Genomic DNA, 12,016 nt, shown 5'->3' with positions numbered 1-12,016 from the left:
GGTAGCGTTTTGCTGTTCGGGGCTCGGCGTGGTGCCGCGAACACGCCGCGCGCGTCGCGGCACTTGCACGCTCGCAAGCGGTAGCGTCTAACGAGAGTCGGACCGTACGAAAGCGAGGGTCGGGCCTGATCCGCCTCGCTACGCTCGGCGAGGCAACGGGCAGGAACGTATAAGGAGCAGCGGATCGTGACATCAGCCGGAGCGGCAGAGCCGCCGATGGGTGCTGGGGCGGAGCCGCTTACGGGTGCGCGCTCGGGTCCGTACTCGGAGGCCGCGGCCGAAACCCTGTGGGGCACCGGGGCCGAACCAGTGCCTGAGGACGCGGCACTCGGACCCACCGGGCGCCCACTGCGTCTGGTACCCGACCCGCCACCGCTGGACCGGCACGGCGACGCCCTCATCGTCGCCATGTGCAACCAGAAGGGCGGCGTCGGTAAGACGACCTCCACTATCAATCTCGGCGCCTCCCTCGCCGAATACGGGCGCAAAGTGTTGCTGGTCGACCTCGACCCGCAGGGTGCGCTGTCGGCGGGATTGGGTGTGGCCCACCATGATCTCGACCTGACCGTGCACGACCTGCTCGTCGGTTCCAAAGGTTCGATCGACGACGTGCTGATGCCGACCCGGGTTGAGAACATGGATCTGCTGCCCAGCAATATCGACCTGTCGGCGGCGGAGATCCAGCTGGTCAACGAGGTCGGGCGGGAGCATTCGCTCGGCCGGGCCCTGCACGGCATCCGCGATCGGTACGACTACATCATCATCGACTGTCAGCCGTCGCTCGGGTTATTGACCGTCAACGCGCTGGCCTGCGCCGACGGTGTGATCATTCCGATGGAGTGCGAGTACTTCTCGCTGCGCGGGCTCGCGCTGCTCAACGACACCGTGGAAAAGGTGCGCGACCGGCTTAATCCGCGGCTGAGCCTGTACGGAATAGTGGTCACCATGTTCGACGCCCGACTACTGCATTCGCGTCAGGTGATGGCGCGAGTCGTCGAGGTGTTCGGCGACCTGGTCTACGACGCGGCGATCTCGCGCACCGTCCGGTTCCCCGACGCCAGCGTCGCCGGCGAGCCGATCACCACGTGGGCACCGAAATCCAGTGGAGCCGAAGCATATCGGGCGATGGCGCGGGAAGTCATCCACCGGTCCGGCCGGTGATCGGCAGCAACGACCCCGCGCCACCCGCAGCAGTTACCTCATCACCCGGCTCGGAGTCCGCCGACGCAGACTCCGCACCGGGTGATCTCCTGGAGCGGACCGACGCAGGTCCGGATGACCCTGAACAGGCCGACACAGTGACTTCGAGCGAGGGTGAGCCGGAGGACCCGGGGACGCCGGAGCTGATCACGTCCGATGCTGCTGTGCCGACCGACGGTTCCGCGGCGCATACGGCAGCCGACTCCGCATCGCCGGAAGATGACTCCGCGCAGGTGAGCGCCGCCGGTGTCGCTACTGCGCCCGCTAATTCAGCGGCGACTTCGAACGGTGCTTCCGCACCCGCAACAGCGGTGCCGGCAGGGCAGGCACCGGCAGGCGCGGCGACTTCGGGCGATGGCGGATCCGCCGACGCTGCGCCCAAGGACGAGAAGTCCGGGTTCCATCTGCGGCTGAGCAACTTCCAGGGCCCGTTCGATCTGCTGCTGACGCTGATCAGTTCGCGCAAGCTCGACGTCACCGAGGTGGCGTTGCATCAGGTCACCGACGAATTCATCGCCTACACCAAGGCGTTGACCGCCGCGCTGTCCGACGGCACCTACCCCAACGCCGCCGCGACCACCCTGCGGGCCGACAAGATCCTCGACCAGACCACCGAATTCCTGGTTGTCGCAGCCACTCTGCTCGACCTCAAGGCCGCGCGTCTGCTGCCGTCGGGGGAGATGACCGACGCCGAGGACCTCGAACTGCTCGAGGCACGCGACCTGCTGTTCGCGCGGCTGCTGCAATATCGGGCGTTCAAGCAGGTGGCCGAACTGTTCGGCGAGCTAGAGGCCGTCGCGCTGCGCCGCTACCCGCGCGCCGTCGGGCTGGAGGAATGCTTCGCCGGTCTGCTGCCCGAGGTTACGCTGGGAGTAGACGCCCACGAGTTCGCCGCGATCGCCGCCGCCGCCTTCCGGCCCCGCCCGGTACCCAAGGTCGGCCTCGACCACCTGCACTCGCACGCCATCTCGGTCGCCGAACAGGCCGCGTTCGTGCTCGAACGGCTCAAAGAACGCGGCAAAGGCGGCTGGACGACCTTCAGCGAACTGGTCGCCGACTGCACAGCGCCGATCGAGATCGTCGCCCGCTTCCTGGCCCTGCTGGAGCTGTACCGAGGAAAAACGATCGAGTTCGACCAACCCGACCCCCTCGGCCAACTCTCCATCAGCTGGATCGGCGACGACGCCCCCGACGCCGACCCGTCGGACACTGTGACTATCGAGGAGGACTACGGGTGAGTGAGACCGTGGACACTGAAGTCTCGAACGCGACGGACCTTGAAGTCGACGCGACGGAAGCCATCAGTGCCGAGCGCCCGGCTGACTCGATGCCCGCCGACGAAACCGTGGCCGCGACAGAGTCCGCCGACGGCGAGCCTGCGATTGCGGACGTCTCGACTCCCAACACCGATACCGAGTCGGCAGCGACCGACGCCGACCAATCGGACGCGGACGACTCCTCAACAGCGAACAGCAACACCTCGCAACCCGACCCCTCGAAAACGACCACCTACGACGCGACACCAGTCGCCAACAACACAGTGGCGGAGTTCACCCCCGAGCGTCTCGAGGATGCGGAGTTCCGGTCCGCGTTGGAGGCGATGTTGCTTGTGGTGGATGCTCCGGCCCCGGTAGAGCAGTTGGCGGCGGCGTTGGACGACACCACGGAGCGGGTGGATGAGGTGTTGCGGGAGATGCGCGCGGAACTGTCCGCGCGGGGTAGCGGGATCGATCTGCGTTTCGTCGGGGACGGTTGGCGCTTCTATACTCGCAGCGAGTACGCACCGTATGTGGAACGGGTGTTGCTCGATGGCGCCCGCACCAAGTTGACGCGGGCGGCTTTGGAAACGCTGGCGGTGGTGGCATACCGGCAGCCGGTGACCCGGACCAGGGTCAGCGCGGTGCGCGGCGTGAACGTCGATGGGGTGATGCGCACGCTGCTGGCCAGGGGCCTGCTCGCCGAGGCGGGCGTCGACCCGGAAACGAACGGGACGATGTACTGCACGACCGAGTTGTTCTTGGAACGGATCGGGCTCGCGTCGCTGTCCGACCTGCCGCCACTGGCGCCCCTGCTCCCGGGCGTCGACCTGATCGATGAGATCAACGAGAGCCTGGATACGGACCCCCGTTACACCAGGCTGAAAAAACCCGCCGAGGCCGACTTGGACCTCGGCAGCGAGGATTGACAGGACAAAATGAATAATTCCGCTCGCCGAGATGGCACACCGGATCGTAGGAAACGCAGTGACGAGCAGCGCCCCGCACGGGGTGCGGGTGCTCGAGGGGGGACCGACCGCGGCGCATCGCGCGGCGACGGCGGCTACCGCGGCGCGCAGTCGAGCACGCCGCGCGGAAACACGCAGGGCGGCAACGCGTATCGCGGCGGCTCCGCTCAGGGCGGCAGCGGCTACCGCGACCGTTCCGAGGGCGGAAACGCCTCTCGCGGCCGCACCGACCGTGGCTCCGCGCAAGGCAGCTCCTACCGCGACCGTTCCGACGGTGGCAACACATACCAAGGCCGCGGTTCTGCGCAGGGCGGCTCCTACCGCGACCGCTCCGACAGTGGCAGCACCTACCAAGGCCGCGGCTCCGGCCAGGGCGGCGGCTCTTACCGCGACCGCTCTGACGGCGGCAGCGGATACCAGGGCCGCAACGACCGCGGTTCCGCGCAGGGCGGCAGTTCTTACCGCGGCGCACGGGATGGCAATGCGCAGGGTGGCGGTTACCGCGACCGCTCCGACAGCGGCAACACATACCGCGGCCGCAGCGAGGCCGGTTCCGGTGGCAACGCCTATCGCGGTCGTACCGAAGGCGGGCAAGGCAGCTCCTACCGTGACCGCGCTGATGGCGGCAGCTCGTACCAGGGCCGCAACGACCGCAGCTCCGCGCAAGGCGGCAGCTCGTTCCGCAGCCGCAGCGAAGCCGGTTCCGGCGGCAACGCTTACCGCGGCCGCCCCGAGGGCAGCGCCAACCAGGGCGGCACCTCGTACCGCGACCGCAGCGAGGCAGGTTCCGGCGGCAACGCCTACCGTGGCCGCTCCGAAGGCGGGCAGAGCGGCAACGCCCAGTCCGGCAACTCTTATCGCGGCACCGCACCCGGCGGATCCACCGGCCGCGGCCCCGCGCAGGGCGGTATCCCGCAGCGTCGCGCTCCGCAGCCCGCGCCCACCGGCAAGAAGAAGAACCCCAAGCCGCAGCGCCAAACCCAGTCCGCACCTCTGCTGAACAACGCCAAGCCGGCCAAGCGTCAGCACGTCGAGCCCGCGGCTTCCGAAGGCCACACCAAAATGCCGTGGGGCGAGGGCGAGCGTTTGCAGAAGGTCCTCGCCAAGGCCGGTGTCGCCTCCCGGCGCGCCGCCGAGGAGATGATCGCTCAGGGCCGGGTCGAGGTCGACGGCGCCATCGTGGTCGAGCAGGGTCTGCGGATCGACCCGCAGGTCGCCGTGGTCCGGGTGGACGGCACCCGCGTGATGGTGCGCGAGGAACTCGTGCACATCGTGCTGAACAAGCCCAAGGGCTGGCAGTCCACCATGTCCGACGATCTCGGCCGCCCCTGCGTCGGTGACATCGTCGCCGAGCGCGTCGCGGCCGGTCAGCGCCTGTTCCACGTCGGTCGCCTGGACGCCGACACCGAGGGCTTGCTGCTGCTCACCAATGACGGCGATCTAGCGCACCGGCTCATGCACCCCTCTTACGAGGTGTCCAAGACCTACCTCGCCACGGTGAACGGCGAGGTGCACAAGGCGATCGGCAAGAAGCTCAAGGACGGCATCGAGCTCGAGGACGGCCCCGCGAAGGTCGACAGCTTCCAGGTGCTCGAAATCGGCGAGGGACGATCCCTGGTGAAACTTGTGTTGCACGAGGGGCGTAAGCACATCGTGCGCAGGCTGCTCGACGCGGTCGGCCATCCGGTGACCCGGCTGGTGCGTACGAATATCGGTCCGGTCGCGCTCGGCGACCAACGGCCCGGCACGTTGCGCGTGCTCGGTCGCGGTGAAATCGGCAAACTCTACGAGGCGGTGTCGTTGTGATGGGTGTGGAGATTCCGGTGGAGACGCCACGGCAGCTGACGGGGACGAGTCCGCTCGTCGTCGCCATGGACGGCCCGTCCGGCACCGGCAAGTCCAGCGTCTCGCGCCGCCTTGCCACCCGGCTCGGCGCCCGCTACCTGGACACCGGTGCGATGTACCGGGTCGCGACCCTGCGCGTGCTGCGCGCGGGCATCGAGCTCACCGACGCCGCCGCCATCGGTGCGGCCGTCAAGGAGTTGCCGCTGTCCATCGGCACCGATCCGCGCCGTGAGGTCATCCAGCTCGACGGTGAGGACGTCTCCTCGGAGATCCGCGGCGACGCCGTCACCAAGGCCGTCTCCGCGGTGTCCGCCGTGCCCGAGGTCCGTGATCTGCTCGTCGCGCTGCAACGCGAGATCACCACGGCCGCACAGCGAATCGTGGTCGAGGGACGCGACATCGGCACCGTGGTGCTGCCTGCCGCGGACGCCAAGATCTACCTGACCGCCTCGGCCGAGGCCCGCGCCCACCGGCGCAACCAGCAGAACATCGCCGAAGGCCGCGGCGACGACTACGAGGCCGTGCTCGCCGACGTGCAGCGGCGCGACAACCTCGATTCCACCCGCAAGGTGTCCCCACTGCGTCCGGCCGACGACGCGGTGCTGGTCGACACCAGCGACCTGAACATGGATGAGGTCATCGACGAGCTGTACCGCGTTGTCGCGCAGCAGATTTCGACGACCAGGACGGGAGGTTCCCAGTGACCGAAGACGTGATGGCCGGCGACGGCATCTGGAGTGACGAAACCGACTGGGAGCTCACCGATCTCGATGGTGAGCTGGCCGGCGAAGAACTGCTGGCCATGCCGACGCTCGCGGTCGTCGGCCGACCGAACGTGGGCAAATCGACGCTGGTGAACCGCATCCTCGGTCGCCGCGAGGCCGTCGTGGAGGACGTCCCCGGTGTCACCAGGGACCGAATCTCCTACGAGGCCAACTGGTCCGGTCGCCGCTTTTTGGTACAGGACACCGGCGGCTGGGAGCCCGACGCCAAGGGTCTGCAGCAGTCGGTGGCCCGCCAGGCCGAGGTCGCCATGCAGACCGCCGACGCGATCCTGCTCGTGGTCGACGCCGTCGTCGGCGCCACCGCCACCGACGAGGCCGCGGTGAAGATGCTGCGCCGCAGCAAGATTCCGGTGATCCTGGTGGCCAACAAGGTGGACGACCAGAAGGTCGAGTCCGAGGCGGCCGCGCTGTGGTCGCTCGGTCTGGGCGAGCCGAGGATGGTCAGCGCCGCGCACGGTCGCGGCACCGGCGATCTGCTCGACGACGTGCTCGCGGTGCTGCCGGAGACCCCGCGCGAAGGCACCGGCGGCGTCGGCCCGCGCCGGGTCGCGTTGGTCGGTAAGCCCAATGTCGGCAAGTCCAGCCTGTTGAACAAGCTGGCCGACGACGAGCGTTCGGTGGTGCACGATGTCGCGGGCACCACCGTCGACCCGGTCGACTCGCTCGTCGAATTGGGCGGCAAGGTCTGGAAGTTCGTCGACACGGCGGGCCTGCGCCGTAAGGTCTCGCACGCCAACGGCACCGAGTTCTACGCCTCGCTGCGCACCAAGGCGGCACTGGAGGCTTCCGAGGTCGCGATCATGCTGATCGACGCCTCCGAGCCGATCACCGAGCAGGACCTGCGGGTGATCAGTATGGTCGCCGACTCCGGTCGCGCGCTGGTGCTGGCGTTCAACAAGTGGGACCTGGTGGACGAGGACCGCCGCCTGCAACTGGACCGCGAGGTCGATCGCGACCTGAACCGGGTGCCGTGGGCGCAGCGGGTCAACATCTCCGCGCACACCGGCCGTGCGGTGCAGAAGCTGGTGCCCGCCATGGAGACCGCGCTCGAGTCGTGGGACAAGCGCATCTCCACCGGCCGCCTGAACACCTGGCTCAAGGAAGTCGTCGCGGCGACCCCGCCCCCGATGCGCGGCGGTCGCCTGCCCCGCATCCTGTTCGCCACCCAGGCGACGACCCGCCCGCCGACGTTCGTCCTGTTCACCACCGGCTTCCTCGAGGCAGGCTACCGCCGCTTCCTGGAACGCCGGCTGCGTGAGGAGTTCAACTTCGACGGTTCCCCGGTGCGCGTCTCGGTGCGTGTCCGCGAGAAGCGTGAGCGGACGTCCAAGAAGCGGTAGGCAGTTCGCGAACCGAGCCCCGAGAGCGCGACCTGCTCTCGGGGCTCTTTGCCTGCGCGGCCGGCTCAGCCGATGAGTGCGTCGCGCAGGCGGGTGTAGCCGGGACCGAGCGTGCGCAGGGTGGCGATCAGTGCCGCATCGTCGCCGGCGACCAGGGGATATTGCAGGCTGCCGACGATGCGTGACTGGGCGGCGGCCAGGGTGGCGGCCTCGGTGCGGCCGAGCATGGTCAAGCTCGCCGAAGCATCCAGCAGTCGGCGGGTGCCGACTCGAATGCTGAAGATGGCCAAGAGGTTTCGGATCTCAGGGTCCAGGCCCCGCCCGACTACCTCGGCAAATTTCTCGACAACGTCGGAAGAGTCCTCGAGCGACTGGACAGCTTGGGGCATAGCGGATTCCAGCGCATCGATGGGGGAGACCACCCGATCCCGCACGAAGCCCGAGCGCAGGACGAACGGCGTGTCGATATAGGTCACCTGCTCGCCACGCCAGGCCTCGAGGAACGCCCCGGTCGGCAGCGTCGCGAACGGGTTTCCCTGCGGATCGTGCAGCAACACGGTGTCGTCCTCGACCGCGAGCACCACCACGTAATGGTCTGCGCCGATAGCGATTCCGCCATTCGGACGATAAGTCAGCAGGCCCATCTCCAGCGGCCCGGCCAGCGCGGGCCCCTGCGCACAGGCCGCCCGCAGCCGATCGAGCGCCGCCGCGTCGGACCCGCCGTCGCTGCGCACACACGACCACCCGAGCAACTCGATGGCGGCGGCCAACCCGATCTCCGGATGCCAGCCGACCGGGTCGAAGTATGGCGTCGAACCGTTCTCCAGTTGAAAGCCGAACGGCGACCCGGTCAACGTCTCGATCACCCCGGTCGCCGGCGCGTGCTCCCCGAGCATCATCGCCAGCGAATTGCTGTAGCAGTACGGACCTGAACCGATGTATGGATGCATGCGTCCACCCAACGACCTGACACCGTGTCAAGGTCAACCTCCGAGCGCCACGAGATCGACGGCACAGCATCGCCCGGGCAGCCCGCACCACCCGGCCGGTGATCATGATCCGACCGCCCGATCGACCGATCAACAACCGGCCGATTGTGTGAGATGCGCGACGCGCTGACCGTGCCGACGCGCGCCCGGCGACCATGACCTGGCATTATCCGACCATGGTCATTCCCAGCGTGCTGCCGGAACGTCCGCCCGCCGGAACCCCGTTCGAAACGGGGTGGCCGGTACGTCTCGCCGATACCGACGGCGACCAACGCCTCCGGCTCGACGCCATCGCCCGCTACCTGCAGGACATCGGCTTCGAGCACCTCGACGCGGTCGAGGACGGCGACAGCCACCGCGGCTGGGTGGTGCGCCGTACGGTGATCGACGTCCTCAAGCCGATCCAGTTCGGCGAGCGGGTCACCCTGCGCCGCTGGTGCTCCGGCCTGTCCAACCGCTGGTGCAATATGCGCGTGCAGATCTGTGGCAGCAGCGGCGGCCTGGTGGAGACCGAAGCCTTCCTGATCCACTTCGGCACCGAATCCGGCGTGCCCGCCCGGATGAGCGACCGTTTCATGGAGCCCATGCTGGCCAGCACCACCGAACACCGCCTGCGCTGGAAAGCCGCCCTCACCGACCCGGCGCCCACCGCCGACACCGCCGACGTGCAGGTGCGCCCGTTCCCGCTGCGCATCACCGATATCGACATGCTCGACCACGTCAACAACTCGGTCTACCTGAGCGGCGTCGAAGAAGTCCTGGCCGACCACGACGACCTGAAGTCGGGTGCGCACCGCGCGATCATCGAGTACGCCAAGCCGCTGCGGTCCGGCGATCTCGTCGAACTCGTCGCCCATCGGGCGGGCTCCGTCCTCGACATCTGGTTCGCCGTCGGCGACGAGACCCACGCGGTGACCCGGGTCCTGCCCATCTAGCTCAGGCGGGCCCGGCCAGCTCCGCGACGGTGGCCCGGGCACCCTTGGCGTACAACGAATCCAGCGCCGCCACATAGGCGCTCACGAACCGCGGTTCGTCGATCAGATCGCCGAAAACCGAACGGTCCCTGAGGAATGCGGTGCGATCGTCCCGCTGGCGGCGAGCCAGCGGGATCAACCGATCGCGCAGCCGGTCCACGATCTCGATCGGTTCGCCGTGCTCGTCGACGCCCTCCGCATAGCGTGCCCAGCTCGCGACAATCGCTGCCGCGCAGGTGATCTCGCCGTCCTCGGCCAGCCGCTGCCGCACCACCGGCAGCACCCACTTCGGTATCCGATCCGAGGACTCCGCACAGAGCCGCGCCACGGTGTCGCCGATCGCCGGATTGGCGAACCGCTCGAGCAACGTCTGCTTGTATTGGTCCAGATCGACCCCGGGCACCGGCCGCAAGGTCGGCGTCGCCTCGCTGTCCATGTAGCGCAGGAGGAATCGGCGGAACGCCGGATCCTGGGCCGCGTCGTGCACCAGCCGATAACCGGTGAGATATCCGAAGTACGCCAGCGCCTGATGGCTCGCGTTCAACAGCCGCAGCTTCATCAGCTCGTAGGGCGCGACATCATCGACCAGCTGCACGCCGACCGCACCGTAATCGGGTCGCCCGAGCGTGAACGAATCCTCCAGCACCCACTGCGTGAACGGCTCCGTCACCACCGGCCACCGATCCACCACCCCGTAGCGCCGTGCGACCTGGGCCGCCGCCTCGGGCGGGGTGACGGGGGTGATCCGGTCGACCATCGAGTTCGGGAAGCGCACCTCCCGCGCCACCCAGTCGCCGAGCTCGCGGTCGCGCAGCGCGGCGAACGCGCTGAACGTAGTGCGCGCGACATGCCCGTTGCCCTCGATGTTGTCGCACGACAGCACGGTGAACGGCGCGATACCCCGTGCCCTGCGCCGGGCCAGCCCCTCGACGATCAGACCGAAGAGGGTGGCGGGCACCGCGTTCGGCGCGAGGTCGGCTCGAATATCCGGATCTTCGGCGTCGAACGCGCCGGTGGTCGCCGAGTAGTGGTAGCCACCCTCGGTGACGGTGAGCGAGACGATCCGGGTGGCCGGGTCGGCCAGCTTCGCGAGCACCGCCTCGGGATCGTCGGGCGCGTACAGGTACTCGACGATCGAGCCGATCACTCGGGTGTTCCAGCTGCCGTCCGGGGCCAGCACCGACAGCGTGTACAGCCCGTCCTGTGCGGTCAGCGCATCGCGCATCCGGCGGTCGGCGGGCAGCACGCCCACGCCGCAGATGCCCCACTCGCGCGCCTCGCCGCGTTCCAGCAGCCGGTCGATATACATCGCCTGATGCGCGCGGTGAAACCCGCCGACACCGAAATGCACTATGCCGGTGGTGATTCCGGACCGGTCATAAGTCGGTACCGCAATGCCGGTATCGAGTCCCGGCAAGATGGCGGGTTGCAGTGCAACGCTCGTGTCCCTGGTCATAACCACCCCGTCAGTGTTGTGCGTCACACTTCGGATGCCACCCGCGAGGGCAGTAGTTCACCAGCTGAGCATATGCGTAGATTTCCTGAGGTTTGTAGGACCACCGTCTCATCCCGCCCGCTGACGTCAGGCTCGCAGCACGCACAGTATTCGCTGCTCGGCCACCCCATGCGCGAGACCGAACGGTGCCTCTGCACGAACACTGCGTTACCACTTCGTGTGCGGACAAATCCACTGGCGGCTACTAACGTTCCGTAGCGGAGCGGTCGCACCCCTCGCCGCTGCACGACTACCGCACCGGAGGTTTGCGTGACCGTCGACTCCCCAGCGATCGGTAAGACCGCTCTGCGCAACGTCCGTGTCTTCGATGGCGCGGAGCTGACCGAGCCGACCACGGTGGTGATCGACGGCGCGGTGATCGGCACCGATGCCGGTGGCGCCGAGAGTATCGACGGTCACGGCGCGATCCTGCTACCCGGCCTCATCGACGCCCACGTGCACCTACACGGCCCGGAATCGCTCGACCAGCTCGTCGCGCACGGCGTCACCACGGCGCTGGACATGACCACCTGGCCGCCCGAGCACCTCGCTTCGTTACGTAACCAGCCGGGCACCACCGACATTCGCAGTGCGGGAACGCCGATCATCGGTCCGGGCGGTACGCACGCCCGCATTCCCGGCATGGCCGAGCACGCGGTCATCCACGGCCCGGAGGCGGCCGAGGCGATGGTCGCCGAGCGTGCCGCGGCAGGCTCGGACTACATCAAATTGGTGCTGGAAGCGCCGGGGGAGGGTGGCCCGGACGAAGCCTCCGCCAAAGCGGTGGTCACCGCCGCGCGGGCCAAGGACCTCCGAATCGTCATCCACGCAGCATCTTTGGGCGCCTACGCGCTGGCGCTGGACGTCGGCGGCGACATCATCACCCACGTCCCGATGGACGGCCAGCTGCCCGCGAACTCGGTGCGCCGGATGGCGGAGGAGGGTCGCGTCGCCGCGCCCACCCTGGTCATGATGCAGGGCGTGGCAACAGCTTTGGGCATCCTCGGTTTCGCCGACTGCCTCGCCAGCGTCGCGACACTCCATGCCGCCGGTGTGCCCGTCCTCGCCGGCAGCGACGCCAACGCCGAACCCGGCGTCCCCTTCCAACCCGCGCACGGCGACTCGCTGCACCGCGAGCTGGAGCTGCTCGTCACCGCGGGCCTG

10 protein-coding genes are annotated in these 12,016 nt (G+C 68.4%); 8 read left to right on the top strand and 2 right to left on the bottom strand.

Annotation, left to right across the window (positions count from 1 at the left end; all coding sequences use genetic code 11):
- Positions 1-186: 186 nt before the first annotated feature.
- From NN4_RS39120 to der, 6 genes are all read left to right on the top strand, one after another.
- Positions 187-1,161 carry a ParA family protein gene (locus NN4_RS39120; RefSeq protein ID WP_425574357.1) on the top strand — a complete coding sequence of 325 codons (975 nt, stop codon included), beginning with the start codon at positions 187-189 and terminating at the stop codon, positions 1,159-1,161.
- Between the two features lie 350 nt (positions 1,162-1,511).
- A complete protein-coding gene (locus NN4_RS39115) occupies positions 1,512-2,438 on the top strand; it encodes a segregation and condensation protein A (protein WP_147141925.1) in 927 nt (308 codons plus the stop codon).
- An 89-nt stretch (positions 2,439-2,527) separates the two neighbouring features.
- On the top strand, positions 2,528-3,385 hold the full coding sequence (scpB, locus tag NN4_RS39110; RefSeq protein WP_415842872.1) for an SMC-Scp complex subunit ScpB: 858 nt from the start codon (positions 2,528-2,530) through the stop codon (positions 3,383-3,385).
- A 9-nt stretch (positions 3,386-3,394) separates the two neighbouring features.
- Positions 3,395-5,230, top strand: a complete 1,836-nt coding sequence (locus tag NN4_RS47060; protein ID WP_371865812.1) for a pseudouridine synthase — start codon at positions 3,395-3,397, stop codon at positions 5,228-5,230.
- On the top strand, positions 5,230-5,973 hold the full coding sequence (gene cmk, locus NN4_RS39100) for a (d)CMP kinase (protein ID WP_107655414.1): 744 nt from the start codon (positions 5,230-5,232) through the stop codon (positions 5,971-5,973). Before NN4_RS47060 ends, cmk begins: the two co-directional genes overlap by 1 nt.
- Positions 5,974-5,984: 11 nt before the next feature.
- Positions 5,985-7,394, top strand: coding sequence for a ribosome biogenesis GTPase Der (der, locus tag NN4_RS39095; protein WP_147141918.1), 1,410 nt, complete (start codon positions 5,985-5,987; stop codon positions 7,392-7,394).
- Positions 7,395-7,459: 65 nt separating this feature from the next.
- Here der and NN4_RS39090 read toward each other — a convergent pair whose 3' ends face one another.
- Positions 7,460-8,344: a YobF C-terminal domain-containing protein gene (locus NN4_RS39090; RefSeq protein WP_147141882.1), complete on the bottom strand. Its 885-nt coding sequence runs from the start codon at positions 8,342-8,344 to the stop codon at positions 7,460-7,462.
- Between the two features lie 215 nt (positions 8,345-8,559).
- On the opposite strand from NN4_RS39090, the gene NN4_RS39085 reads away from it, so the two are divergent.
- Positions 8,560-9,318: an acyl-[acyl-carrier-protein] thioesterase gene (locus tag NN4_RS39085; RefSeq protein ID WP_147141880.1), complete on the top strand. Its 759-nt coding sequence runs from the start codon at positions 8,560-8,562 to the stop codon at positions 9,316-9,318.
- 1 nt (position 9,319) lies between these two features.
- Here the strand turns inward: NN4_RS39085 and NN4_RS39080 are convergent, their stop codons facing one another.
- Positions 9,320-10,813 (bottom strand): mannitol dehydrogenase family protein, encoded by a 1,494-nt coding sequence (locus tag NN4_RS39080; protein ID WP_147141878.1) that lies wholly within the window; start codon positions 10,811-10,813, stop codon positions 9,320-9,322.
- 309 nt (positions 10,814-11,122) lie between these two features.
- On the opposite strand from NN4_RS39080, the gene NN4_RS39075 reads away from it, so the two are divergent.
- Positions 11,123-12,016, top strand: an 894-nt coding sequence (locus NN4_RS39075) for an amidohydrolase family protein (RefSeq protein ID WP_147141875.1), incomplete at its 3' end; no start/stop codon positions are given.

Source organism: Nocardia ninae NBRC 108245 (assembly GCF_007990755.1).
Taxonomy (GTDB): domain Bacteria; phylum Actinomycetota; class Actinomycetes; order Mycobacteriales; family Mycobacteriaceae; genus Nocardia; species Nocardia ninae.
This window is presented reverse-complemented; position numbering and strand designations above follow the sequence as displayed.

What these genes read in the sequence shown, in the direction of transcription:
- der (WP_147141918.1), top strand. Translation starts at nt 5,985, where the DNA reads ATGGCCGGCGACGGCATCTGGAGTGACGAAACCGACTGGGAGCTCACC.
- scpB (WP_415842872.1), top strand. Translation starts at nt 2,528, where the DNA reads ATGCCCGCCGACGAAACCGTGGCCGCGACAGAGTCCGCCGACGGCGAG.
- NN4_RS39080 (WP_147141878.1), bottom strand. Translation starts at nt 10,813, where the DNA reads ATGACCAGGGACACGAGCGTTGCACTGCAACCCGCCATCTTGCCGGGA.
- NN4_RS39085 (WP_147141880.1), top strand. Translation starts at nt 8,560, where the DNA reads ATGGTCATTCCCAGCGTGCTGCCGGAACGTCCGCCCGCCGGAACCCCG.
- NN4_RS47060 (WP_371865812.1), top strand. Translation starts at nt 3,395, where the DNA reads ATGAATAATTCCGCTCGCCGAGATGGCACACCGGATCGTAGGAAACGC.
- cmk (WP_107655414.1), top strand. Translation starts at nt 5,230, where the DNA reads ATGGGTGTGGAGATTCCGGTGGAGACGCCACGGCAGCTGACGGGGACG.
- NN4_RS39090 (WP_147141882.1), bottom strand. Translation starts at nt 8,344, where the DNA reads ATGCATCCATACATCGGTTCAGGTCCGTACTGCTACAGCAATTCGCTG.